26 protein-coding genes, 1 tRNA gene and 2 pseudogenes are annotated in these 26,833 nt (G+C 66.1%); 6 read left to right on the forward strand and 23 right to left on the reverse strand.

The window, feature by feature from the left end; translation table 11 throughout:
- Nucleotides 1-25: 25 nt before the first annotated feature.
- The 3 genes and pseudogenes from G432_RS23130 to ygfZ all read right to left on the reverse strand — a co-directional run bounded on the left by G432_RS23130 (nucleotide 26) and on the right by ygfZ (nucleotide 13,048).
- Nucleotides 26-10,213 carry an autotransporter-associated beta strand repeat-containing protein gene (locus G432_RS23130; RefSeq protein ID WP_015457735.1) on the reverse strand — a complete coding sequence of 3,396 codons (10,188 nt, stop codon included), beginning with the start codon at nucleotides 10,211-10,213 and terminating at the stop codon, nucleotides 26-28.
- 295 nt (nucleotides 10,214-10,508) lie between these two features.
- Nucleotides 10,509-11,828 (reverse strand): annotated as a pseudogene (locus G432_RS24035) (hypothetical protein); the annotation flags it as partial.
- A 485-nt stretch (nucleotides 11,829-12,313) separates the two neighbouring features.
- Nucleotides 12,314-13,048, reverse strand: coding sequence for a CAF17-like 4Fe-4S cluster assembly/insertion protein YgfZ (ygfZ, locus tag G432_RS05015; protein WP_015457736.1), 735 nt, complete (start codon nucleotides 13,046-13,048; stop codon nucleotides 12,314-12,316).
- A gap of 40 nt (nucleotides 13,049-13,088) precedes the next feature.
- Between ygfZ and G432_RS05020 the strand changes: the two genes are divergently transcribed.
- Entirely contained in the window at nucleotides 13,089-14,414 is a 1,326-nt protein-coding gene (locus G432_RS05020; RefSeq protein ID WP_015457737.1) for a dihydroorotase, read from the forward strand.
- Nucleotides 14,415-14,477: 63 nt separating this feature from the next.
- Here the strand turns inward: G432_RS05020 and G432_RS05025 are convergent, their stop codons facing one another.
- Entirely contained in the window at nucleotides 14,478-15,197 is a 720-nt protein-coding gene (locus G432_RS05025) for a DUF1134 domain-containing protein (RefSeq protein ID WP_015457738.1), read from the reverse strand.
- Between the two features lie 339 nt (nucleotides 15,198-15,536).
- Between G432_RS05025 and G432_RS05030 the strand changes: the two genes are divergently transcribed.
- Nucleotides 15,537-15,629 (forward strand) — tRNA-Ser (locus G432_RS05030).
- Between the two features lie 167 nt (nucleotides 15,630-15,796).
- A complete protein-coding gene (locus tag G432_RS05035) occupies nucleotides 15,797-17,245 on the forward strand; it encodes a tyrosine-type recombinase/integrase (protein WP_015457739.1) in 1,449 nt (482 codons plus the stop codon).
- Here the strand turns inward: G432_RS05035 and G432_RS05040 are convergent.
- From G432_RS05040 to G432_RS23660, 18 genes and pseudogenes are all read right to left on the reverse strand, one after another.
- Nucleotides 17,242-17,481 carry a helix-turn-helix transcriptional regulator gene (locus tag G432_RS05040; RefSeq protein ID WP_015457740.1) on the reverse strand — a complete coding sequence of 80 codons (240 nt, stop codon included), beginning with the start codon at nucleotides 17,479-17,481 and terminating at the stop codon, nucleotides 17,242-17,244. The genes G432_RS05035 and G432_RS05040 overlap by 4 nt on opposite strands.
- Nucleotides 17,482-17,495: 14 nt before the next feature.
- Complete coding sequence (locus G432_RS05045; RefSeq protein ID WP_015457741.1) at nucleotides 17,496-17,861, reverse strand: thermonuclease family protein; 366 nt, start codon at nucleotides 17,859-17,861, stop codon at nucleotides 17,496-17,498.
- 190 nt (nucleotides 17,862-18,051) lie between these two features.
- On the reverse strand, nucleotides 18,052-18,405 hold the full coding sequence (locus G432_RS05050; RefSeq protein WP_015457742.1) for a hypothetical protein: 354 nt from the start codon (nucleotides 18,403-18,405) through the stop codon (nucleotides 18,052-18,054).
- Nucleotides 18,398-18,583: a hypothetical protein gene (locus G432_RS23135; protein WP_015457743.1), complete on the reverse strand. Its 186-nt coding sequence runs from the start codon at nucleotides 18,581-18,583 to the stop codon at nucleotides 18,398-18,400. Before G432_RS23135 ends, G432_RS05050 begins: the two co-directional genes overlap by 8 nt.
- On the reverse strand, nucleotides 18,583-19,146 hold the full coding sequence (locus G432_RS05055; RefSeq protein WP_015457744.1) for a hypothetical protein: 564 nt from the start codon (nucleotides 19,144-19,146) through the stop codon (nucleotides 18,583-18,585). Before G432_RS05055 ends, G432_RS23135 begins: the two co-directional genes overlap by 1 nt.
- Complete coding sequence (locus tag G432_RS05060) at nucleotides 19,146-19,358, reverse strand: hypothetical protein (protein WP_202192025.1); 213 nt, start codon at nucleotides 19,356-19,358, stop codon at nucleotides 19,146-19,148. Before G432_RS05060 ends, G432_RS05055 begins: the two co-directional genes overlap by 1 nt.
- On the reverse strand, nucleotides 19,355-19,750 hold the full coding sequence (locus G432_RS23140; RefSeq protein ID WP_144061989.1) for a hypothetical protein: 396 nt from the start codon (nucleotides 19,748-19,750) through the stop codon (nucleotides 19,355-19,357). Before G432_RS23140 ends, G432_RS05060 begins: the two co-directional genes overlap by 4 nt.
- The gene (locus tag G432_RS05065; protein ID WP_015457746.1) at nucleotides 19,747-20,337 is read right to left on the reverse strand and encodes a hypothetical protein; all 591 of its coding nucleotides are present in this window, start codon (nucleotides 20,335-20,337) and stop codon (nucleotides 19,747-19,749) included. The genes G432_RS23140 and G432_RS05065 overlap by 4 nt, the downstream gene beginning before the upstream one ends.
- 58 nt (nucleotides 20,338-20,395) lie before the next feature.
- Nucleotides 20,396-20,959, reverse strand: a complete 564-nt coding sequence (locus G432_RS24040; protein ID WP_051128703.1) for a hypothetical protein — start codon at nucleotides 20,957-20,959, stop codon at nucleotides 20,396-20,398.
- A gap of 79 nt (nucleotides 20,960-21,038) precedes the next feature.
- Nucleotides 21,039-21,485 (reverse strand): annotated as a pseudogene (locus G432_RS24395) (DNA cytosine methyltransferase); the annotation flags it as partial.
- Nucleotides 21,485-21,838, reverse strand: coding sequence for a hypothetical protein (locus tag G432_RS05075; protein WP_144061990.1), 354 nt, complete (start codon nucleotides 21,836-21,838; stop codon nucleotides 21,485-21,487). The gene G432_RS05075 and the pseudogene G432_RS24395, both read right to left, overlap by 1 nt.
- Entirely contained in the window at nucleotides 21,835-22,311 is a 477-nt protein-coding gene (locus G432_RS05080) for a hypothetical protein (protein WP_015457749.1), read from the reverse strand. Before G432_RS05080 ends, G432_RS05075 begins: the two co-directional genes overlap by 4 nt.
- Complete coding sequence (locus G432_RS23650; RefSeq protein WP_187294030.1) at nucleotides 22,305-22,445, reverse strand: hypothetical protein; 141 nt, start codon at nucleotides 22,443-22,445, stop codon at nucleotides 22,305-22,307. The genes G432_RS05080 and G432_RS23650 overlap by 7 nt, the downstream gene beginning before the upstream one ends.
- Nucleotides 22,442-23,113, reverse strand: a complete 672-nt coding sequence (locus G432_RS05085) for a hypothetical protein (protein WP_144061991.1) — start codon at nucleotides 23,111-23,113, stop codon at nucleotides 22,442-22,444. Before G432_RS05085 ends, G432_RS23650 begins: the two co-directional genes overlap by 4 nt.
- A complete protein-coding gene (locus tag G432_RS24400; RefSeq protein WP_443024288.1) occupies nucleotides 23,110-23,511 on the reverse strand; it encodes a DUF968 domain-containing protein in 402 nt (133 codons plus the stop codon). Before G432_RS24400 ends, G432_RS05085 begins: the two co-directional genes overlap by 4 nt.
- Nucleotides 23,445-23,648: a hypothetical protein gene (locus tag G432_RS05095; protein ID WP_015457752.1), complete on the reverse strand. Its 204-nt coding sequence runs from the start codon at nucleotides 23,646-23,648 to the stop codon at nucleotides 23,445-23,447. Before G432_RS05095 ends, G432_RS24400 begins: the two co-directional genes overlap by 67 nt.
- Nucleotides 23,648-23,836: a hypothetical protein gene (locus G432_RS05100; RefSeq protein ID WP_015457753.1), complete on the reverse strand. Its 189-nt coding sequence runs from the start codon at nucleotides 23,834-23,836 to the stop codon at nucleotides 23,648-23,650. Before G432_RS05100 ends, G432_RS05095 begins: the two co-directional genes overlap by 1 nt.
- Nucleotides 23,833-24,741 (reverse strand): leucine-rich repeat domain-containing protein, encoded by a 909-nt coding sequence (locus tag G432_RS23660; RefSeq protein WP_015457754.1) that lies wholly within the window; start codon nucleotides 24,739-24,741, stop codon nucleotides 23,833-23,835. The genes G432_RS05100 and G432_RS23660 overlap by 4 nt, the downstream gene beginning before the upstream one ends.
- A gap of 151 nt (nucleotides 24,742-24,892) precedes the next feature.
- Here G432_RS23660 and G432_RS05110 point away from each other — a divergent pair, with 151 nt between their 5' ends.
- On the forward strand, nucleotides 24,893-25,723 hold the full coding sequence (locus tag G432_RS05110; protein WP_144061992.1) for a hypothetical protein: 831 nt from the start codon (nucleotides 24,893-24,895) through the stop codon (nucleotides 25,721-25,723).
- Here the strand turns inward: G432_RS05110 and G432_RS05115 are convergent.
- A complete protein-coding gene (locus tag G432_RS05115) occupies nucleotides 25,706-26,545 on the reverse strand; it encodes a helix-turn-helix domain-containing protein (protein ID WP_015457756.1) in 840 nt (279 codons plus the stop codon). The genes G432_RS05110 and G432_RS05115 overlap by 18 nt on opposite strands.
- On the opposite strand from G432_RS05115, the gene G432_RS24405 reads away from it, so the two are divergent.
- The gene (locus G432_RS24405; RefSeq protein ID WP_015457757.1) at nucleotides 26,447-26,701 is read left to right on the forward strand and encodes a helix-turn-helix domain-containing protein; all 255 of its coding nucleotides are present in this window, start codon (nucleotides 26,447-26,449) and stop codon (nucleotides 26,699-26,701) included. The two genes, G432_RS05115 and G432_RS24405, sit on opposite strands and share 99 nt — an antisense overlap.
- Nucleotides 26,698-26,832, forward strand: coding sequence for a hypothetical protein (locus tag G432_RS24260; RefSeq protein ID WP_269078701.1), 135 nt, complete (start codon nucleotides 26,698-26,700; stop codon nucleotides 26,830-26,832). Before G432_RS24405 ends, G432_RS24260 begins: the two co-directional genes overlap by 4 nt.
- The last annotated feature ends 1 nt before the right edge of the window (nucleotide 26,833 follow it).

Below are 26,833 nucleotides of genomic sequence, written 5' to 3' on the forward strand. Positions count from 1 at the left end.
AGCTATCGGCCGTTACGCGCTATCCTCACCAGTTGAAGCGCAAGCCGGCGCGCAGGCCCCAGGATTTGGTCTCCTGCCCGAAGGCCGTCTGCCACGATCCGCTACCGAACAGCGTGGCGCCGCGCGTAACCTCGGTCGACACGCCGGCCCCGAATTCAGCCCAGGTCGCCTTGATGTTCGACCGGAACGGCACCGGCCCATCCTCGGAGGAGAAGGACGTCCGGGGATCGGCGTTGAATTCGCGCCAGACATTCGCCCTCAGCCAGGTGGCGATCGGGCGCGGCCCGTCACGTCCGGGCCGCTCGCCATTGTGCAGCAGCCGCAGGCCCATCCGGCCGGTCAGCGCCTCGGCCTTGTCGAATTGAACGTCGGCGGCCATGTCCGCGCTGTCGTCCAGGTCGAGATGCTGATAGATGAGCTGCGCCTGCGGCTCGATGCTGAAGCCGCCGCCGAGGCGCACCGGATAGCCCGTTTCCAGCGACACGGCGATGCCCGTGCCGTCTGTCTTCATGTCGTCGGGAGAAACCGATCCGGCGCGCACCTTGTACCACGTCGCCTGGACGACGCCGTCCACATACCAGCCGCCCGGCCCATAATGGGTTGCGTAGCCCGCCACCGTATAGGCATCGAACTTCACCTGGCCGGCATAGGAAAGATCGTGATCCTTCACGATCCCCTCGTTCCAGCCGACCGCGCCATATAGGCCGGCGACGGTCAGGCTCTTGCCCGGCGTGCCGCCCCGCCACAGATCCACGCCGACCTGGAAGGCGCGGACATTGGCCCTGAAGGCCGGCCCTTCGTTATAGACGCCGCCGGGTTCCGCATCCCATTTGTCGCGCTGCGCCATGAAGCGGCCCCAGACGCCGCTGGCGGCTCCGCCCCGCCCCGCGCCGTCCAGCAGGGGCGCCTCGTCACCCACCCGATCGTGCAGCGTTCCCAGCAGGTCGCGGCCATACATCAGCGCCATCGAAGGCGTCACCGTATAGGTCGGCACCTCCGGCCGGTAGAGCGGCGGTTCCGGCGGGCCATCTTCCAGTTCGGACCGCAGGAACCAGGATTCGGGATCGCTGCCGTCACGTCCGCCCCTGAACAGCTTATATTCATAAGGCCCGGCAATGGCGCGCCCATCCAGGGCGAAGGCCGCCGCCGCCGTCGTGGCGCCGCCGGCCGCCACGACCACCTCGATCCCGTTGCCGGGGGTTGCCGCGCCCAGCCCGCCGGCATTGGTGATCCTGATGCCGGTGCTGCCCGTCGCCGTGCCGCCGGCGATCACCAGTTGATCGGTCGGGGAAGCATCGCCTTCCAGCACGCTGTTCAGGTGAAGGGTGCCGCCCTGCCCGACATAGCTGGACACGATCAGGCGATTGCCCGCGTTCGCGCCGGCCAGATCGGCAAGGCCGGCATTGGTGAGCGTGCCGTTGATCGTGAACTGGCCGGGGCCGGCGGCGGCAAAGCGCGCCACCGCATCGGCAACGGCGATGGTGCCGCGATTGTCGACCGCGCCGTTGACGGTGCCATAGCCGCCCAGCGTGCCGCCTGCCCCAACGGTGACGGCGCTGGCTATGGACGCCGCCTCATGATCGGCATCCCCCACCGCCAATGTCCCGGCGAGGATATTGGTGGGGCCGGCATAATCATTGTCCGCCAGCAGGATAAGCGTGCCGTCACCGGCCTTCGCCAGCGCGCCCGGCCCCGACAGCGCCGATTGCAGGGTCAGCGCCGTGCCGCCCGCCGTGTCGATCGTGCCGCCGGCCGCCGCCAGGGTGAAGGCGCGCGCGGTCGCGATATCGGCCGTCGTGTTGAGCGTGCCGCCATCGAGCGTCAGCCCGCCGGCCGCGGCACCGAGGTTCGCGTCGCCCGAGATGCGGAGCGTGCCCGCATTCACCAGCGTGCCGCCGGCATAGCCGTTGGCCCCGCCCAGCGTCAGCGTGCCCTCCCCGATCTTGGTCAGCCCGCCATCGCCGCCCACCGTGCCGTCCAGCGCGAAGGTGGTGCCGCCCGCCGTCTCGATCGTGCCGCCCGCGGCGCCCAGCGTCGTCGCGCGGCTGCTGGAAAGATCGGCGGTGGTGCGCAGCGTGGCGCCGTTGATGGCCAGCGCCCCGCCCGCCGCGCCCAGATTGGCATCGCCCGATATCTGGAGCACCCCGCCGTTGATCGCGGTGCCGCCGGCATAGCTGTTCTGGCCGGACAGGATCAGCGTGCCGAGATCCGTCTTGGCGAGGCCCGCGCTGCCTGCCAGCACCGATCCGATCGTCGCGGTCATGCCGGCGCCATCGGCGGTGCCGTCGCCGACGCGGATGGTGGCAAGCCCGGCACCAACCAGATTGATCGATCCTTCCGCGATCCCATAGCCGTCTGTCGCGAACTGCATGCCGGAAACATTGACCGGGCCGAGCGACGTATCGACGGTCACCGCCCCCGCCGTTCCCTGGAAGACGGCGAAGGCCGCATCCTGGAAGGGGGCGTTGGGCGTGCCGCTGGCCGTGGTCCAATTGTCGTTGCCCGACGCCTGCCACACGCCATCGCCGCCGTTGATGACGCCGTCATTCTTGGGGCCGGCCGCGCCGTCCCAGAAATCGAGCGTCAGTCCGGCGGTGTTCACCAGGTTGACCTGATGGGCGATCGAGGTCTGCACGAGGAAGCCGGGCGAGGGCATCGCCCCGATTTCCAGCCCGGCATTGGTGAGATCGCCCGCATAGCTGATGACGCGATAGATGCCGGGGTCGATGCTGCCGCCGGGAGCCAGCGCCACATCGATCGTGCCGTCCAGCACGAGATCGCCCTTCACCACGGTCAGGTCGTTCAGCGGTCCGCCGACGACATTGGCCTGCCCGAAATCATATTTCAGGGAGGAACCGCTGCCGAGCGCAAGATCGCCATTGATGGTCAGCGTCCCCACCCCGCCATCGCCCGGCGCGAGCATGCCCGCGCCGGCGATCGTGACATTGCCGCCCACGGCGCCGGTGCCGCCCAGCGTCGCCCCGGCAGCGACAGCCGTCGCGCCGGTGGCCGCGCTCTGATCGCCATTCACCAGCAGCGTGCCCGAGGATATGGTCGTCGGCCCGGCATAGCTGTTGGCGCCGGTCAGCACGGTCGTGCCGGTGCCCGCCTGCACGAAGGCCCCGGTGCCGGAGATCACCCCGCCCAGCACGAGCCGGCCGGATCGATCGACGACGAGCGTTCCGTTGTTGGCGATATCCCCCTGGATGGCGCCGCTCGCGCCGCCATTGCCCAGTTGCAGCGTGCCGGCCGCGATCGTGGTGCCGCCGGCATAATCATTGTCAGCGGTCAGCAGCAGCGTGCCGCCCCCTGCCTTGGTGAGCCCGCCGCCGCCGCTGATCGCGCCCGCGAACGTCAGGCTCGTGCCAGCGGCCGTCTCCAGCGTTCCTCCCGCGAGGCCGAGCGTGGTCGCGCGGTTCGATACGATGTCCGCCGTGGTGCGCAACGTGCCGCCGTTGAAGCTCAACGCCCCCGCCGCCGCGCCCAGATTGCGGTCGCTCGCTATCTCGATCACGCCGCCGTTGATGGCGGTGCCGCCGGTATAATTGTTGGCGGCCGTCAGGATCAGCGTGCCGAGATCGGATTTGGCCAGCGACGCCGTGCCGCCGAGGACGGAATCGATCGTGGCGACCATCTGCGCGCCGGCGGCGGTGCCGTCACCGACCCGGATGACCGCATTGTCCCCGACCAGATCGACCGCATCGCCTTCGATCGCATAGCCGCCGACGGCGAACTGCATGCCCGAAACGGCGATCGGCCCCAGCCCGCCATCGACCGTCACCGTGCCGCCCTGCCCCATGAAGACGGCAAAGCTGGCATCGGCGAACGGCGCGTTGGGCGTGCCGGAAACCGTGGTCCAATTGTCGTTGCCGTCGCGGTTCTGCCACACGCCGTCGCCGCCGGTGATCGCCCCGTCATTGCGGCCGCCCGCCGCGCCGTCCCAATAATTGAGGGTGAGGCCCGACGTGTTGACCAGATTGACCTGCTTGGCGACGGAGGTCTGCACCACGAAGCCGGGGGAAGGCGTCGATCCGATCGCCAGCCCGTTGTCCACCAGCGCCCCGCCATAGCTTATCACCCGGTAGACGCCGGGATCGAGTGCGCCGCCGGGCGTCAATGTCACGTCGATGGCGCCGTCCAGCGTCACATCGCCGCCGACGACGGTCAGGTCGTTGAACGGGCCGCCGATGACGCCGGCCTGGCCGAAGCTGTAGTCCAGCGTCGATCCCGCCGCGAGCGCCAGATCCCCGCCGATCGTAAGCATTCCCGGCGCGGCGCCGAGGCTGCCGGGCGTGAGGATGGCGCCGTCCGCCAGGGTGACGCTGCCGCCGATCGTGCCGGCCCCGCCCAGCGTGGCATTGGCCGAAACGCTGGTGGAGCCATTCGCCGCGCCCTGATTGCCATCGACATAAAGCGCGCCCGCCGCGACGGTGGTGCCGCCGGTATAATCGTTGGCGCCTTGCAGGATCAGTATGCCGACATCCGTCTTTGCCAGCGTGGAATCGCCGGTGAGGACGGACGCGATGGTAGTGGTCATGCCGATGCCGTTGGTGGTGCCGTCACCCACGCGGATGATCGTATTGGTGCTTCCCGCCAGATGGATGGGATCGCCCTCGATCACATAGCCGTCGGTCGTGAACTGCATGCCGGATACGTTGATGTCGCCCAGCGAGGCATCGACGGTCACCGTTCCCGCATCGCCCTGGAAAACCGCGAAGGCCGAATCCGTGAAGCCGGCATTGGGCGTGCCGCCCTCGTCCGTCCAATTGTCGTTTCCGGTGACGTGCTGCCAGACACCGTTTCCGCCGTTGATCGCGCCGTCATTCTTCGGCCCGGCATCGCCATCCCAGAAACGGAAGGTGAGGCCGTCCGTGACGACCAGATTCACCTCGTTGGCGACGGAGGTCTGCACGAAATATCCGTTGGCGGGGATGATGCCGATATCCAGGCCGTTATTGATCAGCGCGCCGGCATAATCGAACACCCGGTAGACGCCGGCGGTGAAGCGGCCGCCCGCCGGAACGGATATGTTGATCGTGCCGTCGAGCACGAGATCGCCCTTCACGACCGCAAGATCGTTGAGCGGGCCGCCAGGCACGTCCGCCGCGCCGAAATCATAGTTCAGGATGGTGCCGGAGGCGAGGTTGAGGCCGCCGTTGATGGTGAGCGTGCCGGGGCCGTTGGCGCCGCCGGGCGCCAATATGCCGCCGCTCAGGATATCGACGCTGCCGCCGATCGTGCCGCCGCCTCCCAAGGTCGCGCCGGAAGCGACGGTGGTGCGTTCCGTCGCCTCGCTCTGGTCGCCATCGACGAGGAGCGTGCCCGCCGACACGTTCGTCGGCCCCTTATAGCCGTTGGTGCCGTCGAGCCTCAGCGTGCCGCCGCCGATCTTGGTGAGGCCGCCCGCACCTTGGATATCGCCGCCATGGGCCAGCGTCGTGCCGGTCACGACATCGAAGACGCCGCCGCCCTGGGCCAGCACCGTGGCGCGATCGGTATCGATGTCCGCCGTGGTGCGCAGCGTCGCGTCGGCCATCCGCAGCCCGCCCGAAGCCGCGCCGAGATTGGCGTCGCTCGAAATCTGGAGGACGCCGGCTTCGATCGCGGTGCCGCCCTCATAACTGTTGGTTCCGGTGAGGATCAGCGTGCCCAGCCCGTCCTGGATCAGCTGGCCCGTGCCCGATACCGTTCCGTCGAGCGATACGGTGTCCGCGCGGTTCATGATGAGGGTGGCATTGTCGACGATATCGCCGAGGACCGAGCCGGTGGTGCCGCCATTGCCGATTTCCAGGACGCCGCCGCTGATCGTCGTGCCGCCGGTGTAGCTGTTGTCGGCCTGCAGGATGGTCCGGCCCGTGCCCGCCTGTTCGAATGACCCGCTTCCCGAAATCGTGCCGGTGAGCAGCAGAGCGTCCGACCGGTCGATCACCAGCCCGCCATTGTCGGTGATGTCGCCGAGGATGCTGCCGCTCGTGCCGCCATTGCCCAGGCGCAGCACGCCTTCCTCGATCGTGGTGCCGCCCGTATAGGTGCTGTTGCCGGTGAGGGTCAGCGTGCCGCCACCGCGCTTGATGGCCGATCCGGTTCCGACGATGCTGCCGATATAGGTAAGATCGTCCTGCCGATCGATGGCGATGGTGCCGTCGTTGAAGACATCGCCGACGATGCTGCCCGTCGTGCCCCCGTCGCCGATCTGCAACGTGCCCTGTTGGATGAAAGTGCCGCCACGATAACCGCTCGCACCGGTGAGGATGGTCGTGCCGGTCCCGATCTGCCTCAGTTCACCCGTGCCCGCGATGGACCCTGCGAAAATATGGGTATCGGATCGATTGAACGCCAGGATCGAATCATTCTCGACATCGCCGACGATACTGCCGCTCGTGCCGCCATCGCCCAGCTGCAGGATGCCCAGCGCGATGCTCGTGCCGCCGGTATAATCATTGTCGGCCTGCAGCACGAGGGTGCCCGAACCCGCCTGGATCAGATTGCCCGTGCCCGAAATCTTGCCCGGCGTCAGCTTGGTGTCGGATCGGTTCACGATCAGCGTGCCATTGTTCAGAATGTCGCCGACGATATGGCCGGTGGTGCCGCCATCGCCGATCTGCAACGTGCCCGCGCTGATCGTGGTGCCGCCGGTATAGGTGTTTTCGGCGGTGACGACGGTCCGGCCCGTGCCGGCCTGCTCCAGGCTTCCCGAGCCGGAAATGATGCCGCTCAAGGTCAGGTCGTTCGACCGATTGACCGCCAGCACGCCATTGTCGACGATATCGCCGAGGATGCTGCCGGTCGTCCCGCCATTGCCCAGTTGCAGCGTTCCGGCGCTGATCGTGGTGCCACCGGTATAGCTGCTGTCGGCCGTCAGGCGGAGGATGCCGCTGCCGGCCTTGGTCAGCGCGCCATTGCCCGTGATGGCCGATCCGATATCGAGCGTGGTCGCCGTGCCGCCGGCCGTCTGCGTTTCGATCGTGCCGCCATTGGCGCCCAGGATCGCGGCATGGCCCGCGACGATATTCTGCGCCACCCTTATCGTGCCGCCATCGAGCGTGAGGGCACCGGATGCCGCGCCAAGGCTTGCATCGTTGCTGATCTCGATCACGCCGCCCTCGATCAGCGTGCCGCCCGTATAGGTGTTGACGCCGTTCAGCACGAGCGTGCCGGCGTCCGTCTTGCGGACCTGCACGGCTCCCGTCAGTTCGGCATTGATCGTGGCGGTCATGCCTGCGCCGCCCGTCGTGCCGTCACCGACACGGATGGTCGCGACGCCCGGCGCATCGCTCGATCCCACAAGGGTGAGCGCGGCGCCGTCGAGCACATAGCCGTCCACGCCGAACTGCATGCCGGATGCCGTCACCTGGCCATCGGCGTGATCGATCGTCACCGTCCCGGCCGAACGGACGAAGACGGCGAACTGGCCATCCGCCCAGGGCGCGTTGATGCGTCCATCCGGATCGGTCCAGTTCGAGGTGGAGGCCGGCCCGGCCTTCACCCATCTGCCGTCGCCCCCCTGAACGATTCCATCATTCTTCGGTCCGTCCGCGCCGTCCCAATAGTTCAGGGATACGCCGATCGTGTTGATCAGATTCACCTGGCCGCGAATGGACGTCTGAACGCTGAAGCCCTCGAACGGCCGGCCCGAAGGCGTGTCCGGATCGGACATATATGTTCCGATCCGCAGGCCACGATCGATCAAATCGCCGTCATAATTGATGATGCGGTAAACCCCCGCGCCCAGATTCTGCTGCTGGTCCAGAACGTTGATCACGCCATCCAGCGTGAGATTGCCGTGCACGACCGTAAGATCGTTCAGCCGCCCGCCGACGCTGGTATCCCCGATATTGTAGAAGAGGTTCGAATTGTCGCTCAGCACCAGATCGCCGTTGATCGTCAGCGTCGCCGGCGTGAAGGGCTCATATCCCGGTGCCAATATGCCGTTATCGGCCACGTGCACATTGCCGCCGATCGTGCCGTGTCCGCTCAGCCGCGCATTGGCGGCCACGGTGGTCAGTCCCGTCGCCTCGCTCTGATCGCCGTTCACGAACAGATAGCCGCTGCGGATATCGGTGGTGCCCTTGTAACTGTTGTTGCCCGTCAGCACCGTGATGCCTGAGCCGATATCAACCAGCCCGCCCGTTCCCGAAATGACGCCATCCAGCGTCAGTGCAGTGGCACGGGTCATGTCGCCGCGATTGAAGACAAGCGTGCCGTTGTTCACGATGTCGCCGGTGATGCCCCCGGACAGGCCGCCATTGCCGAGTTGGAGCGCGCCGGCGCTGATCGTGGTGCCGCCGGTGTAGCGGCTATCAGCCGTCAGGATCGTCGTGCCGGTGCCGGCCTGCTCGAACCGGCCCGTCCCGGATATCGTGCCGCCGAATGTCAACGTATCGGAACGATTGACCGCGAATGCGGCATTGTTGATCACGTCGCCAAGGATGCTGCCGGTGGTGCCGCCATTGCCCAGTTGCAGCTTGCCCGCGCTGATCGTGGTGCCGCCGGCATAGCTGTTTCCGGCCAGCAATTGCAGCGTGCCATCACCGGCCTTGGTCAGCGCGCCGACGCCGGTGATGGCATTGTTGAGCGTGAGCGTGGTCGCTCCGAACACATCCACGGTGCCGCCGCCGCTGTTCAGGACGGCATCGCGCGACGCGCTCATGCTGGCCATGGTCCGGATCGTGCCGCTGTCGAGCGTGAGGCTCCCGGATACCACACCGAGCGCCTGATCGCTCGCGATCTGGATCACGCCGCCCTCGATGCGGGTGCCGCCCGTATAGGTGTTCACGCCGTTCAGCACGAGCGTGCCGGCATCCGTTTTGCGGAGCAGCACATCGCCGGTAAGCTGTGCGTTGATCGTCGCGGTCATGCCTGCCGCGCCGCCGTTGCCCACGCGGATGGTCGCCTCTCCGGGCGCGGCGCTGGAATCCACCAGCAGGAGCGCCTCTCCGTTAAGGAGATAGCCATCCACGCCGAACTGCATGCCCGATGCCGTGACGGCTCCATCTTGATGGCTGATGGTGACGATGCCGGACGAACCCTGGAAGATCGCGAACTGGCCGTCGCTCCATGGCGCGTTCACGCCGCCGTCCGCATCGGTCCAGTTGGATGTGGCGGCTTCTCCCGCTCTCACCCACTGGCCGTCGCCGCCGTTGATGGCACCATTATTCTTCGGCCCGTCCCTGCCGTCCCAATAATTCAGCGACAATCCCGTGGTGTTGATCAGGTTGACCTGGCCCGGAATGGCGGTCTGGACGCTGAAATTGTCCAGCGGCCGCCCCGACGTTCCGGGCGCCGACTGATATTGGCCGATCTCCAGCCCATTATCGATCAAGTTACCGCTATAGTTGATGATGCGATAGACGCCCGGCCCCAGATCCTGCCCTTGGTCATGCACGTTGATGACGCCGTCGAGCGTGAGGTTTCCCTTCACGATGGTCAGATCGTTGAGCGATCCGCCCACCGCCGTATCCTGGATATCGTAGAAGATATTAGAATTATTGCTGAATGCCAGATCGCCGTTGATCGTGAGCGTCGCCGGCGTGAATGGCTCCGAACCCGGCGCGAAAATGCCGCCATTCCCTACCTGGACGCTGCCGCCGATGATCCCCTTGCCGCTGAGGCGCGCACCGTTGCCGACCGTGGTGAGGCCGGTCGCCTGGGTCTGGTCGCCATTGACGATCAGATAGCCGGCATCGACCGTCGTCGCGCCCCGATAGCTGTTGGCCCCGGTCAGCACCAGATTGCCGCCCGCCCCCGTGGCGGTCAGCCCGCCGTTGCCCGAAATCACGCCTTCATAGGTGAGCGTGCCGGCGGTGGTATCGAACGTCCCGCCCGCCGCACCCATCACCCCGGCGCGTCCGATCGTGATGTCGGTGCCGGTGCGGAGCGTTCCCCCGTCGAGCGTCAGGGCGCCACCCGCGGCGCCGAGATTGGTGTCGCTCGTGATCTGGACGACGCCGCCCGTCACCTTCGTGCCGCCCGCATACTGGTTTGCGGCCGTCAGCACGAGCGTGCCGGCCCCGCTTTTGCCGAGCGCCCCCGCCCCGGAGATCAGACCATCATAGGTAAGGGTGGTGTTTCCCTGGGTTTCGAGCGTGCCGCCGGCCGCATTGATCACGGCCCCGCGTGCCGTTGCCATGGTGGTGGTGGTGCGCAGCGTGCCGCCGTTGAACGTCAGCCCGGTCCCCGCGGCGCCGAGGTTGGCGTCGGCGCCGATCTGCAAAGTTCCCGCCGCGATATTGGTGCCGCCCTGATAGCCGTTGACCGCCGTCAGGACGAGCGTGCCGCCCCCCCTGCTTCGTCAGCGTTCCCGGCCCCGTGATCGCGCCGTTATGGGTCAGCGTGGTGCCGGCATCCGGCGCCAGGGCGCCCCCGGCCGCACCGATCGTCGTGGCGCGCGCCGTGGTGATATTGGCCGTCGAAGCGAGCGTGCCTCCGTTCAGAACAAGTCCGCCCGTCGGGGCGCCGAGATTGGCGTTGGACGAAATCCGCACCGTGCCGGCGTTGATCGTGGTGCCGCCCGAATAGCTGCTGGTTCCCGCCAGGGTCAGCGTGCCGCCCAGCGTCTTCTCGACGGACCCGCTGCCGGAGATGACGCCCGAATAGGCGCCATCCGAATCCTGCACGAAACGCACCAGGCCGTTATCGGTAATCGTCAGCGGCAGGCTCTGCGCGCGCGCCTCCAGAATCCCCGCACTGGCGACCGTGACACTACCGTTGAAATTCTGGTTGTTGCCGGTCAGCGCCAGCGTGCCCTGATTCACGAGAACCTGAAGCGCGGCGTTGCCGCCATTGGCGCCGACCGCGCCGGTCAGCGTCCAGCGCCCCTCGCCGCTTTTGGTCAAGGTCTGAAAATTGCGGATATCGCCCGACAGGCTATCGGACGAGCCCGCCCCGCCACTCAAGGTCAGCGTATTCGTCCCGCCGCCGCCGTTGAAACTGCCGGTGATGGTCGACCCGGCTTCCAGCGTCAGGCTGTCATTGCCGCCAGCGAAAGACAGGCTGCCTTCGACCCTGCCTCCCGTCCGATTGATGAAGGTGACGTCGCTGGTCCCGTTATTGCCGATCACATTGGCACTGGCACTCACCCTCGTGGTGATCGTGCCGTAATTGTCGATCCGGTTGCCGCTGCCGACAACCGTGTCCTCGAACCAGATCGCCGCACCGTTGGTCGAGATGATCGATCCGCGATTGATGATGCTGTTGCCGGCGCCCATCACATTGATGGGCTCGCCTCTGGTCTGATCTCCCAGCGCTTCCACGGAGGCGCCCGTGCCGATCGTGAGGGTGCCGTTCGACCTGAACTCGATCGTATTCAGCCCGGCCCCATATTGACCGTCCCCATTGCCGGTGGCCGAGTTGGTCACGCGGGCATTGTTCTGCAGCGTTATGGTGGCATTGTCCCGCAGGCTGATGGCGTTATCGCTCCTCCCGTTGAGCCGGGCATTGGCCGCTATCGTTACGCTCGTCCCATCCACCTGGCCGGGGCCGTTGCCGACGCGCTGGTTGGTCGTGCCCGTGCAGGTGATCACGGTCGTGCCGGTGCAGGCGGCCCAGGATGCGGAAGGCGCGGTGATGAGGGCCAGCCCGGCTGCCAGTGACAGCCCCGCACGGTGGCCCGGACCGCCGGACGGCTGCGGAACGAGCCGGCTCCCCGCGCAACGCAACGCCGATTTTCTCGCCTGCGCTCCCCGGCGGAAGAAAAGTGTCGGATCAAATGGAACTTCAGGAACGTTCAAGCGTTTTGGCGCGTCATTCCCGAAACGACCCACAAAGCCCATCTTCCGCATGCCGCCACGTCCCCTTTTAGAGCCTGTAACGCGCCTAAGATTCCGCATCTGAATTTATAATCTATTTGATTCCATCTCCGGGTGTCCAGTGCGCGATGCAATCACCACATCGACTTTTCAGCTCTTGAACAGTAAAGTTCAAAAGAGCCCTGCCCGTCATCGACAGCCGGATTGACCGCCCTTGGCGGCTGGCCGAACGGAGCCAATGGGCGAGGGATTAGCGCGACTTATCGAATATCCGGGGAAGCGACATCCGAGTGTCCGCAAACTTGGTGGAACTTGGCATGCCCGACGGTCCGTCGCGCCGGGCCGCGCGGACAATCCCCGGCACCGGGCTTCGGGGCGCTGCGCGGACCTCCCCACCCGGCACTGATGCAAATCCGAACTTGTCCGCGCGCCATGGCGCGAAGGCCGGATTGGCGATAGCATCCGGCCATGGCCGATACCGCCGACAGCGAGCCTACCGACGAGGCGCCACCGCTCTGCCGTTATGAGGAACTGGCGCGGCGCGAGGATAGGTTGCGGGCGCGCGCTCAGGCCGCGATCGCGGCGGCGAGCCAGGCGGGGAGCGCGGCGGGATCGAGCGTTTCCACGCGGCGGAAGGCGACGCCCAGGCCGAGATCGGGATAAGCGGCGCGGAAATCCACCGTCGCGCCATCACCCAGCGGCAACACCACCAGCCGGCGGTTCACCTTGGACCGGTGGTGCATGCGCGCGGTATTCTCCTGCCCGACATAGCAGCCCTTGGTGAAGCTGACGCCGTTCAGTTCGCGGGCATTGGCCTCCAGCCAGAGCGTCTTGTCCTGCCCCAGTTCGGCCACGCCTTCGGTGACGCCAAGGGCAAGGCGATGGGCGCGCCAGCGGGCCGGGGCATCGCTTTCGCCGCCGGGAACGGGGGCGATCCAGCGGCGGCCGAGCGCGGCCAGGCGCGGATCGGGCACGCCTTCCACTCCATCCGGCGCCCAATGGACACCCAGCGTGGCATCGCGCGCGATCGTGATCGGCCGGCGCAGGCGATAGATGGTGAGGCGGCGAGCCAGCGCGTCGGCCTGATCGGCCTCGCAATCGACCAGCAGGTCATCGCCGTCCGCCCAGAGGATGAAATCGAACAGCGCCTTGCCCTGCGGCGTCAGCAGCCCGGCCCAGACGGGGAGCGGCCCCGAAACGTCGCTGGTGACGAGGCCCTGGAGGAAGCCGCGCACATCCTCGCCCGAAAGGCGGATGACGGCGCGGTCGGCGAGATGCGTGTGCGGGGTGGTATGCGGCATCGCCAAGAGTTAGGAAGCCCGGCGACGAAAGGAAAGCGCCATGCCCACCCATGATCTGATCCTGAAGAACGGCACGGTCTGGACTCCGGGCGGCCCGGTGCTGGCGGATATCGGGGTTACGGACGGGCGAATCGACCGGATCGGCCAGGTGGGCGACGGCGGCGAGACGATCGACTGCGCCGGCCTCACCATCCTGCCCGGCGTGATCGACAGCCAGGTCCATTTCCGCGAGCCGGGGCTGGAGGCCAAGGAGGATCTGGAAAGCGGCAGCCGCGCCGCCGTGCTGGGCGGCGTCACCGCGGTGTTCGAGATGCCGAACACCAAGCCCAATACCGATACGCCCGAGGCGCTGGCCGACAAGCTTTCCCGCGCCGAAGGGCGGATGTGGTGCGACCATGCCTTCTATGTCGGCGCCACCGCCGAGAATGCCGATCGCTGCGCGGAGCTGGAACGGCTGCCGGGCGCCGCCGGCATCAAGATCTTCATGGGCGCCTCCACGGGCAGCCTGCTGGTGGCCGAGGACGACCAGCTGGAGCGCGTGCTGCGATCGGGCAGCCGCCGCGTGGCGATCCATGCCGAGGACGAGGCGCGGATGAACGCCCGGCTGGGCGAGCGGATCGAGGGCGATCCCTCCTCCCATCCGGTGTGGCGCGACGACGAGAGCGCGCTGCTGGCGACGAGGCGGATCATCGCGCTCGCCCGCAAGACGGGGCGGCGCATCCACATCCTACACGTCACGACGCCGGCGGAGCTGGAATATATCGCCCGGCACAAGGATATTGCGAGCTGCGAGGTGACGCCCCAGCACCTGACGCTGGCGGGCGAGGAGGCCTATCCCCGGATCGGCACCTATGCCCAGATGAACCCGCCGATCCGGTCTGGCGCGCATCGCGACGGGCTATGGTTCTGGCTGAACCAGGGCGTGCCGGACGTGATCGGATCGGATCACGCGCCCCATCTGCGCGAGGAGAAGGCGAAGCCCTATCCCGCATCGCCATCCGGCATGCCGGGGGTGCAGACCCTGCTGCCGCTGATGTTGGACCATGTCGCCAATGGTCGGTTGAGCCTGGAGCGGCTGGTGGACCTGACGTCGGCCGGGCCGCAGCGCGTGTTCGGGCTGGTGACCAAGGGCCGGATCGCGTCGGGCTATGACGCGGATTTCTCGATCGTCGACCTGAAGGCGCGCTGGACGGTGGAAGAAAGCTGGCTCGCCTCCAAGTGCGGCTGGTCCCCCTTCACCGGCATGGCGCTGACCGGCAAGCCGGTCGGCACGATCATCCGCGGCCGGCGGGTGATGTGGGAAGGCGCGCTCGCCAATGCCGCGAGCGGCCGGCCGGTGCGGTTCGAGGCGACCTATCGGCCGTGATTTCGGCGGCCGGCACGTTTCCGCCGGGACGCGGGAAGAATTCCGCGCGCCGGCCGGATTCCGTCAAAACGGCAGGATGCTCGATTTCTCGGTGAACTTCATATAGCCGACATTGGCGCCCAGCCGCCAGCCGACGCCCAGCCGGATCGGAATCAGCACCACGTCGCCGCGCCGCAGATAGCTGGCCGTGAAGCCGCCGACGACATAGGCGGTGCCCTCGACCGCGGGGAAGCGCTGGTAAAGTTCCTGGCTGTCGTAGAGGTTGTAGACCAGCACGAACGTCTTGGCGCCGTTCGCGCCGATGTCGAAGCCGACCGACGGGCCGGTCCAATAGACCGGACGCTGGCCCTCCACCTTGTGGAACATCGTGCCCGAACCGTAACGCACGCCGATCGCCAGCGCGCCGCCGGCCTCGCGGCCGACGATATAGCCGTTGGGCTCGCCCTGGTCCTTCAGGATGCCCTCGATCATCTTCGCCAGCCCCTCGGCGCCCTTGCCGAACACGCCCTCGGCCGCCGCCAGCACGTCATTTTCCTGATAGGTGGCGTTTTCCTGCGCGACGGGCGCGGCGCCGGCGGCGGTCTCCGCCGGAACCGGATCGGCGGCGGGCGCCGGCGCGGTTACGTTGGTGCCGTAGCCGGCTTCGTCGGCGGGCACCGGGGTGACATCCGCCTGGATCGCCTGGTTGGGATCGACGGTGCGGACCTGCGCCGATGCCGGCGTCGCCAGCCCAAGCGCGGCCACGCCCAGCCCAAGCGCGCAGGAAACAAGGAATTTCGGCATCAAACATCCCCCGGGAACGACAAGCGCGTGAATCTAGCGCCTTTCACCCTTGCCCGGCAATGAACGGGCGATCACCCGAGTCGATGCCGCGCCGATCCGAGTCGTAGCGATTATTTATCGGACGGCGTCCACCGCACACCGCCGGATTATATCGTTGTCGCGGACCTGCTTATGCCGGCGGTCGAGGGCGCAATGGGGCGGGCATCAAACTCGAACAAGTCAGGAACATATTGCGCCGCCTGGCGTGCCGCCACAGACTGGTAGATTTTTCGCGGTCAGCGTTTTCCTCGTTGACCAATCGATCGGGCAACCCTAGGAAAACCGCCGCTGGCCTTTCCCGGAGACGTGGGTGAGTGGCTGAAACCAGCGGTTTGCTAAACCGCCGTACCGGGATTACTGGTACCGAGGGTTCGAATCCCTCCGTCTCCGCCATCTAGCCGTTTTTTCCTATTCTCTCCTGTTCACTGGGCTTGATTTTCTCGCGGAAATCCTGGCTTCTCGGCCTGCATGTCGTGCGGAGTTGTGCGCTGGCGTTCTCCTTCTGGCATGGCATTACGCATGGTATCGACCATGCCAGACCATGGTATCGGAGCTGATGGGTGCTGACGGACGCGAAGGTCAAGGCGGCGAAGCCGAAGGACAAGCCCTACAAGCTGGGAGATTCAGGCCAGCTCTATCTCTACGTCAGCCCGGCCGGCGGTCGGCACTGGCGCATGAATTATGTGGCCCCGTCGACGCAAAAGCAAAAGACGCTGAGCTTCGGCTCCTACCCTACCATGACGCTCGCGGAGGCGCGGGCCGCGCGGGATGCCGCGAAGAAGATCCTCAGCACCGGGCGCGACCCGGCGATCGAGCGCCGCGTGGCCAGAAAGGAGCAGGCCCAATCCGACGCGAACACCTTCGAGTCGGTCGCCGAAAAATGGTTCGAGTTGAACAGCGGCTGGTCGCTGGAGAAGCTGCGCGAATATCGCGCGGCGAATAGCGACAAATGGTCGTGGAAGGCTGCCCGGCATTGGACGAAAAAGCCCGCGCCATGGTCGGCGGTCCATAGCGCCGACGTCCTGAAAAGCCTCGAAAGCGACGTCTTCCCGTCGATCGGCAGTCTGCCGATTCGGTCGTTGGAGGCGCGCGCGCCTCTGCTTCTCGAAGTGCTGCAGGAGGTAGAGGCTCGCGGCGCGATCGAGACCGCGCATCGCCTTCGGCAGCGGATTTCCGGGGTATTCGTCTATGGTATCGCTGCCGGCCTGTGCGGGGCTGACCCGGCGGCGAGCCTGGGCAAGGCGCTCGCGAAGAAGCCGCGCTCGAAGCCGCAGCCCTCGGTCATCGACGGCATCCAGAAGCAGGAGGATCGCCTGCGGGCCATCAAGGACATGCTGGCGAAATGCGAAGCAGAGCGCTGCCGGGCGAGCACCAAGCTCGCTTTGCGCTTTCTGGCGTTCACCGCCGTCCGGTCGAACGAACTGCGCTTTGCCTCGTGGGCGGAGTTCGAGGGGATCGACTGGGGCAACCCGCATGCCCCCGCGCCCGAGGCGCTCTGGCGCATCCCGGCGGCGCGGATGAAGGGCGACGACGAGCGGAAGGCCGAAGAGTTCGGCGACCATCTGGTGCCGCTGGCGCCCCAGGCGGTGGCCGTCCTGCGCGTGATGTGGCTGCTATCGGCTGGCCTGCCCTATGTCTTCCCCGGTGAGCGCCACCTGCACAAGCCGATCAGCGAAAACACGCTGCGCGCGCTGCTGATCCGCGCCGGCTATTATCAGCGCCATGTGCCGCATGGATTTCGGGCAGCCTTCTCGACCTATATGAATGACCGGCCGCTCTCCGAGCGGAAAGATGGCGACCGGGAGGTCATCGACCTGATGCTCGCGCATGTCCCTGAAGGAAAATCCGGCTCGGAGACGGCCTACAATCGGGCAGGATATATGGACCGGCGCCGCGAGCTTGCTTGCGAGTATGCCGACCTGATCGGCGCCGATCTCTGCGATCCGGCAGAGCATCTGGGCAAGCCGATCAGATATGCGGCAACGGGGCCGGGGCGGCTGGCCGCTTAGGCTGCCTGCTTGACGGCCTCCAGCCAGGCGCGGACCTCGGCTTCGCTCCACCGCGAGCCGAACCCGCCCGGCTTATAGGGCTTCGGGAACTTGCCCTCTCGGATCAGCTTGTAGATCCGCGTCCGCTTCAGCCCCGCGATCTGCTCGACGCGGGCGAAGGGAATCAGGCGGTCATTAGAATTGTCGGCCGGCGGCAGCGCCGCGAGCACGGCAAGATTTTGCTCCCGCGCAGTCATTGAGCGTTGGTGATTCACGCGACACACCTCCCGATCACCCCTCGATGATCCCAATCCTTGCGATAGACGGCCTGCCCGCGGCGAAGCTGCCAGCAGGACGTGTTGACGTTCCCAGCCCAGACGATCCCCACGGCCCGGCCATATCGATCTGTCGTCACCTGCTCGAACCGGATGGGTCCGAGGGTCAGGGCGGCCGCTAGGCTGGCCTTGCTGGTGATCGGATCGCCGGGGGCACAGATCCGCCCGCGCCGGCAGTGTCCGGGCATCTCCGGGGCGTCGATCCCGAGCAGGCGGATGCGCTGATCGCCGCAGCGAACGGTATCGCCATCGGTGGCCACGCACCCGGTCAGCGCCACGGCGGCGGCTAGAGCGAGCATCATGGGTGAGGGTCCTTGTGCGAATAGTCTCGAATAGCGCCCCACGTCGCGATGACATACTGGTGCCGGCCGGGATGTCCCGCAGGACGGATGCACCGATGATCTGCATCCGGCGATGGCGGGATGTGGAAGCAAAGGTTGTCGGCCGGCACGCTGTAATCGTCGCTCGGCCAATAGAATCGACCCTTCCCGCTCATCTTCCCTCGTCCTTCATGAGGTGGACGTCCTTCCGGGAGCGGATCAGGCCGCTGGCGACGCTGTCCCCGCACCACACGGAGATGTCGCCATCCATGAAGCGGCGCGTGATCGGGTCGGCATCACCGCCGACAAGGCGCAGGGCCACGCTGGGGCAGCCGCCCAAGCCGGCCGGGCTGTAATCCCAACCCTCGGTGAGGCCGATGATCTCCCATTCGGTGCCGTCCCACCATATGAAGCGATCGCCGGGCTTGGCCTCGATCGTCCCGGCCGATCCTGTCAGGCTGAACGCCAGCAGCGCATTGACCTCCGCCTCGCTCAGCCCCGCCGCGATCTTCGCGATCTCATCCATTTCCTTGCCCCTTGAGATGCTCGCCGCGCTCGATGGCATCGGCCAATTCAACGCAAAGCAATTGTCCGTCGCGCTTGAACGGGTCGCCCCAGAATGCGAGGATTTCTGGCGTGCGTGATTGACTGGCGAGCCTCCGCAGCCACGCCACCACCGCATCCCGCTCGTTGGGCTGGATCATCACCGCCCTCCTGCCGCAGCGATGGCTGCACGGGCGTCTCCCCGATACAGTTCCGCCACATCATCCCAGGGCTCCATGCGGAAATTTACCGGATGACCTTTTGCGGCGGACAGCACTTTGCCCGTATGGTCCGACCGTTCCTTTTCGCAGGCGTAGAGCGCCCTCGCCACCCGCTCGACCACATCCTCGGGCTGTGCTGGGGCGAGCTTTTCGTCGTAGGCGTTCAGCAGATCCGCGACGATCTCCGCCGGATCGTCCGTCGGCGCCCAATCCTTCAACAGCGGGTGCGAGCGATTGGATTCGATCGTTTCCATCAGCGATCGGCCGACAGCTTCCATGTCGTCGGCATCGAACTGGTGCACGGATTGCACAGGTTGCGCCGGGGTGGGGGATGTGAGGGTAACTTCGGCGGGAGCAATCGCCTCCCGAAGTTCGCTCCATGGCGACTTCGTGCCGTAGCGTCCATTTTCGCGGATGAAGGGAGACAAAGCAGGATCGATAGAGCACTCTACGTAGCGCTTTGCTGCTCGCACCATCTCCCGCAGCGCGGTGTCATCGGTCATCAGGCCCGACCTCCTTCCTGATATCGCCCTTCGGCCCGCGCGATCCACTCCTTCATCATGCTGATGGTGTCAGCGCGATCAGCGTTGCTGATGTAGTTGACCCGACCACCGTCGATCTGGCCGAACTCCGCGACCAGCAGAACGAATGCGATCTTGCGCGGACGGGCGTCTCCGTTGAACTGCTGGTCGAGCGCCCCGGCTATCGCGTTCATGCCGGCCCGATAGCGCGCCTGGATGGGGTCAGGCCGTGACATGCTTCACCGCCCACATGACCGCTTCCTCGATCTTGGTCATCTGACTGTCCTTTCAGGGAGAGGATGGCGGCGGCGATGTCGCGGCACGCCGAAATGTCGTCGCAGACTTCACCGGGCCGAGCATCGCCGGGGTGTGGCATCCGCCATTGTTCGTGCCGATCGCGGGCTACTTCGGCGGCCGCTTCCAGCGCCGCGATGCGGTGGCGGGCGAAGGCTTGGACGATGGGAGCATCATCACATGAGCCGCGTCTAATGTTCGCCGCTTGGTGATTTCGACCGTTCAGCTTGGCCCAAGCCGCCGCCGCCTCGCGATCAGCCTGCGTCACCGGCGCTCGGTCGGATTTCGTCATATCGCGCCCTCCGTTGCGAACATCCCGATCTGGCAAACCCCGGTCTGGCCGGCGAGCCAGTCGTGATAGGCTTCCGTGACGGCGCCCGATCCGGGAAACAGATCCACGAACTCGTCGTCAGGCCGCATATTGAGCCAGTCGAAAATCCATCTGCAAACGGCGGCGGGCTTCGCGCCGGTAAAGCCACGCCGAAGCGTGATGCTCTCCGCGATCGCAGGAGCCTCGATCCAGTCACGCTGCGTCGGCTGAGAGACCGGGATCGGCCTGCCTCCCCACAGGATGATCGGCTCCCATGCCCAGGCGCGGGTGACGTTCTTCTTGAACGAAGCGAATGGCTTGACCCACGCCCCGATGCGTGCATCCGGCGGGCACATCGGCAGGATCGTGCGCAGTGATGGCAGACTGAGGGACATGGCCCAGCCGTCGAACTCTGCCGTCATCCGTTCGATCAGCGCTTCGTGCGCCGTAGGGTCATCATAGTCTGCGGCGTCGGGGTGAAGGTGGCCATAGAACTTTTCGGCCACGCCCAGATAGGGCGGATCGGCATAGGCAAACCGCAGCGCTCGGTCGGATGGCGCGCGCGTCATGCTGCGATCCTTTCGTAAACGGCCGCCAGCGCAGCTTCCGTGCGCAGGATCGCGCGGCCTATCGCTTCGGGGATCTGTGGGACGACGGCATCGCCGAACGCTTCGACGATGAGGGAGGCGGCAGAAGTCCCTTTTGGACCGCCGACCGCAACGCGAGTGCCAGCCACCCAGGCGGATAGCCCATCATCCACCCGTATGTGACGGGCAAGGTCATCGAGGGACCAGTCAGCCCGTGATCCGACAGCACCGCGGCGATCTGGCGAGCATATTGCCATTTCTGGTCGCGCAGGAAGGTCGGGACGTTCGGAGATTTCACCTTGCCGTTGCTCGTCACCCCCAAGCTGCCCTTTCGGTCCGATGCCAATGGTATCGGCATCGTTGCCCGCTGCAACTGGTGGCGCACCGTGCCCATCCTGCCCGTGTCTCCGTGGCCACCCGCCTTCATGTCCGAGGCTCGCGGCGTGGAGAGCATCCCCGCATGCCGGTTGTTCTGCCCCTGTAGCTGCGCCAGCACATCGCCCCGGAAGCCCCGATCCGCATCCGTCTTGCGCGGGGTGGCGATCAACGCCCAGCCCTGACACGACGGCCATTTCTCCATGCTGGGATTGTGCATGTTCGCCATGGCCGTTGGCGTATGCAGTAAGCTGCCCGACATCGCACCCGATGAGCCAGGACCGGGGGCGTTCATGGTTGGCCCCGATGTCTCCAGCACGAACCACGAACGGCCAGCAGGCGTAGCCGATTGCCTCCAGAGCAGAGAGCACGGCGTCCGCGCCCCGAGTTCGGAGATTAGCGCTGTTCTCAAGAGCGAACCAACGAGGGCGGCACTCTCCGATGAGGCGGACGGCTTCGAAGTAGAGGCCCGACCTTTCGCCTTCGACACCTTTTCCCTTGGTGTTGGCGCTACTGATGTCCTGGCAGGGCGGGCTTCCGACGATGACGGCTGGAAGGTATCCGAAATCGTCGAGAAGTCGGCCTGCGCTGAGGGATCGAACGTCATCATAGACCTTCACGCCGGGGTTGTTTTCGGAATAGAGCGCTCGCCGCCACGGGATCACCTCGCAGGCCGCCATCGTGCGATAGCCGGCCCGGTGCATGCCGAGAGACCAGCCCCCGGCGGCGGCGCTGAACAGGTCCAGCACGCGCATCACCGCTCCCCCTCCCTCGATGCCGGCACCTGATCGAAGTCATCCCAATGTTTGTTCAGGATGTCCGCGACGCGCTGGGCTACCTCGTCGGGCTTCTCCAAGTAGAGCGCCATGATCAGCATCGGGAACCGAAGGCCGATCGATGTGCCTGTCTCTGTTTTGGTCGGCGGCTTCTGATAGTGGACGGCGATGCACGGTCCGCGCAGATCCTCGTCATAGAGGTTGCGCAGGTAGGAAGTCGAATCGACCGTGAAGCACTGGTGCGCCGAATCGTCGGACACGGGGCGGCAGGAGTGGCCGCCGCCCCGATCCGGCGCCGGCTGCGGCGGACGGCTGTGTGACACGCTACTCATTCGCCGCACCCCCGCCCGACCTGGCCGGCATCGCGGGCGTCCACGAAGTCCTGCCACTGCCGCCAGCCCTGCGGGCAGTGGAATCCCCACTCGCGCAGTTTCGGCCCGGTCATGAACAGCGAGACCGCCCGCCCGCCCGGTGGGACGACCAGCCGGTGGGCATCGGTCGCGCGGCGGGTGACGATGCTGCCGGCCCCACGGTAGAAGCTGCCGGCCGGCGTAATCTCGATATAGACGCCATCGATCACATAGGACGTATTGTCCCATGGGTGATCGTGCAGCGCGCGATTGTCGTCGCTGTGCAGGATCTCGTGCAGGTAGACGTTGCAGCCCTCATTGCGCGGGACGATCCACCAGCGGCGCAGATAATCGTCGCCGATCACGAAATCCGGCCGGCGCTGCATCTTGGCGCGAGCCCAGGCCTGGAGATCGTCCAGATGGATGCCTCCTAGCGAGCCATGTTCGATTACCATTGGCGTTCGTCCCAGCAGGTGTCGCACTCAGCCCAGCGGTTGCCCGAGGACCGGCGAAGCTCGTGGCAGGTGGAGCAGCCCGGAAGCGTGATCAGCGACCGGAGCCAGCGGCGGAGGGTGGAGAGGAGCTTCATGCGGCCACCTGCTTGCGCTGGTCCTGGAGCCATTCGCCGATGCGGGGCCATTCGGCCTCGATCTCAGCCCAGCGCGGCCAACGGCCATTGTGGACGCGGAACTGACCGGGCCACTGGCTGGCCTTGGTGAACTGGTCGCGCTCGGCGCGGGCGACCTCGTTCCAGCGCCGGAAGAAATCCATGGTCTCGGCCGGGACGTGGGCGTGCTGGCTCGGCGGGGACTTGATGAGGTCCGCAACGAAGTGCGTTCCCAGGTGCATGACGGTGCGCGGTGCCGGCAGCTGGAGGCAGACCGGCTTGTAGGTCACGGCCCCGCGGAGGTCGACATAGGCCAGTTCGACCGGCTTGGCGAAGCCGTAGCGCGCCAGAACCTCCATGTCGGCCGGCGGGCGCCGCTGGTCGATGTCGGCGGCCAGCAGCGCGGCGGTCGCATCCCATTCGGCCTCGGGCAGTTGGGCAGCCGCCCAGGCCCCGAAGGCCTTCCGGACGATCTTGCTCAGCAGCTCGCCATCCTGTGTCTTGCGATAGATCGCGGCCGGTGGCGGGATCGGGACGCCTGCCTGCCCGAAGGGATAGGTGATGGCCGGGCGCGGATAGGAGCCCAGCTTGGACGGGGCGATCCTCTGCCCATACATCAGCGCGTGCTTGCGCTCTTCCAGAGTGGTCACGGCATGGCCTCCAGTTCCCGGCGGTGCGGAGACCGGCGGGTGAATTCTTCGGCCATCGCGCGCATGTCGAGGCCGGTGATCTGCTCGAAAGATTCTTCGCCCGCCTCGTGCTGGAGCCGGTGGTGGGCCTGGCACAGGCTCAGGGTCCAGCGGTCGGAGGGCTTGAGCGCCATCCCGCCACCGGTGCCCCGGCGGACGTGGGCCACCTCGATCGGCCCCTGCTGGCATCCCTTGACGGAGCACGCATGGGACCGAACGAACCTGACGTGAGCGGGGCATCGCCGCCCGTCGTTCTCCCGACCGGATTTCGATCGACGTTTCGGCGGAAGCATCAGCCGAGCACCGCCCAGGCGACGATCGCGATCGTGATCGCGTTCATGACCGCGAAGGCGGCCCATTCGCCCGGCAGAGCGGGCCGGGGCGCGAAGAGCCAGTGCCAGGCGCCGCGGGTGATCGGCATCTTGGCCGCCCGCCGTTCGGCTTCCCGGCGGACCGCGCTGCCGCTGTGGATCGCATGCGGATGGATGCCGGCCATCACCGGGCAACCTGCGCTTCGCGACGCTCGGCAGCCTCTCGGGCAGCGCGTGCGGCAAGATAATCGGTCTGCGCCCGGGTGAGGATCCGGCGGGCCTCGCTCTCGCGGATGTAGGCGGAGGCCAGTTCGGACGATACCACCGAGAGGGAGGCCGCCTCGACCGGCTCCGTCGACCGTCGCGCGGTCATCTCGCTGCCTCCAACACCGAGGCGAGATACTTCCGGGCACCCTCCTCGCTGGCGTAGAACTTGCCCGCCGCCGCCGGCCCGAGGAGGAGCAGGCCCGCCGTCTCGGTATCGGTATCCTTTTCCAGCCGATAGCCGTCGGAACCTTCCAGGTGGACAGCCCAACCGGCAATGCAATGCGCCGTGCCGCAGTGCCACTGATCCATGACCAGCGCGTCCGGTTCGGCGAGTGCCGCTTTTGCGACTTCGCGCAGCCGGGCATCGGCATCCGATTTGGCGGCGACAGGGCGTCCGCGCACGGTGAGATTGCCCCACGCGGTGATGCTGGTGCCGCTGAGGTCGAGCGAGCCGCCGACGCTGAGGCCCTCGGGCAGCGCGGTGATGCTGGTGCCGCGGAGGTCGAGCGAGCCGCCGACGCTGAGGCCCTCGGGCAGCGCGGTGATGCTGGTGCCGCGGAGGTCGAGCGAGCCGCCGACGCTGAGGCCCTCGGGCAGCGCGGTGATGCTGGTGCCGCTGAGGTCGAGCGATCCGCCGATGCTGAGGCCCTCGGGCAGCGCGGTGATGCTGGTGCCGCTGAGGTCGAGCCAGCCGCCGACGCTGAGGCCCTCGGGCAGCGCGGTGATGCTGGTGCCGCTGAGGTCGAGCCAGCCGCCGACGCTGAGGCCCTCGGGCAGCGCGGTGATGCTGGTGTCGCTGAGGTAGAGCCAGCCGCCGACGCTGAGGCCCTCGGGCAGCGCGGTGATGCTGGTGCCGCTGAGGTCGAGCCAGCCGCCGACGCTGAGGCCCTCGGGCAGCGCGGTGATGCTGGTGCCGCGGAGGTCGAGCGATCCGCTTACACTCTTCAGCCCGGAAATATCATCGCTGCTTCTGGGGCTGAGATCGCCCTTATAGTGACCTTCGTATCGCATGAAACGTCCTCCAACGAGCGTCTCGCGTCGGCACCGCGCCGAGGTCTGCTCGTGGATTTGACATACCGCAACGGTATGTTTCCGGTCAAGATCGAAATACCGTTGTGGCATATTTCGATATGCCGCCGCGGCGCTACAAAACGGAACCGGAATGATCCAGCTTCAAATTGAAGGGGGAACACCAATGGAACTTCAAATTGGGAAATATACGGCGCGGATTTCCGTCTTACCTCCTATCCATCCGAAGTTTCGCATCACCCCGGAGCCTGCGGCGCCAAATTCCACCGATGGCGAGGAAGAGCAGATCGAGGCGGAGCCGATATCGGGCTTCACCTGCATCATTGGATATACAAGCGGTGGTGGCGAGGTGAGCGAAAGGCTCATTACATGCCGCTCTCTGAGAGCGCATGGGACCGGGCTCACCATTGGCGCGATCTGCCACGCAGCCAAGGGGTTTCGCGCTTTCCGGGTGGATAGAATAAGCGCGGTCTCGGACCCGCACACGGGCGAGGTTATAGGGGACGGCAGTTATTTTAGCCGGTTCGCTGTCAAGTCGTCAGACAAGGCGAGAGCGCCTAGCGGCGGTTGGGGCCTCACTCCCAGCCGGATGCGGACGCTTGTGGCTGGACTGAATGTCCTCTCCTTCATCGCTCGATGCGATGGCTATTGGCACGCTCTCGAAGATGAGCCTTTGGCAAATTTCATTGAGAGGCTCTGGATGCGCAAGGACTGGGAGGGGCAACCTCCGGTCGCGGCCATACTGGATCATGCTAAGCGACTTGCTCCAGATTCCTCGATATTTTTCGCATCTCTTGAGACGATTTTCGGCAGTCGCAGCAGCACCCGATTGCTAATTTCTTCAGTGCGCGAGTTGATTGAAGCCGACGGCATTATCCAGGATCAAGAGACCAACTGGGTCCTCGCCATGCAGCAGCACCAAGAAGAATATTACGCCCGAAAAGGGCTACTCGGGTCGATATGAACCCACTACGAGCGCAATGATCCGCACCTCTTCGATGTCATCCTCGTCGTGGCCGATCTCGATCGGCCGCTGGAAGGCGGGATTGTTGGACCGCGGAATGAGCCACTCCCTCCCGTCACCGTCGATCCGGTATTCCTTCACGGTCGTCTCGAAGTCCTGACTGACGCGCCGTCGCTGCACGACCACGCGCTTTCCGTTCGGGATCGCCGCCTCACCCCAATATGCGACGCATTCGACGATCGTGCCGTGGGGATATACAATATCCATGCTGTCCCCCTCGACGCGCAGCCCAAACCTGTCTCGGACGGGCGCGGCGACGTCAGCTCTGCCCGTGAAGACCTCCCATTCATCGGGCTCATATTCCCAGACCTCTTTCCACACGCCGGCAGCCACCACCCCTTTGACATACAGACGCGGCCCCAACGCCACCAACGGGCCCTCAGCGAACAATTCCCCCGGCTCAACTCCAAGCGCCGCGGCGAGCCGCAGTATATCAGCCATGTCCGGGGTCCGAGCACCGCTTTCCCACCGCTGAATGGTGGGCTGCTCCACGCCGACTGCCTCCGCCAAGGCGCTCTGTGTCATTTTACGCAGGTTGCGCAGCTTCTTGAGCTGGAGTGAATACCGCATTGGCATATATTGCCCGCTCGGCGCCGGCAACGTAACGTCCAGAACGGAATAAACGCTTGCATTGCAGTATACCATGTCGGTATATCCATCAGTATGAAGCTGGTCGACTATCTCGAAGCGCATAGCCTTACCCACGAGCAGTTCGCGGGCATCCTTGGCTGCAGCCAGCCGACGGTGACCAGATTCGTTCATGGCATCCGGCGGCCGTCTAGGTTCCTCATGCGCAGGATCGCTGAGGCCACGGGCGGGGTGGTCACCCCAAACGATTTCCTCGATGAATCTCCGCCCCCTTTCCAGGACCCACCCCGTCGCCACCGTCGAACGGCACCCGGGATGGCCACAGCATGACCGATCTCGAAAGGATTACGCCGATCGAGGCGGTCTCCGAGGATCGGGTGCGCGAGATCCTCCACGAGGAGGTGACGCCGACGCTCGATAGAATTCTGGCGGAGCTTCGGGCTCTGCGAGGGGAGGATTGAG

It is taken from the genome of Sphingomonas sp. MM-1, assembly GCF_000347675.2.
In the GTDB taxonomy this organism is placed as follows: Bacteria; Pseudomonadota; Alphaproteobacteria; order Sphingomonadales; family Sphingomonadaceae; genus Sphingomonas_E; species Sphingomonas_E fennica.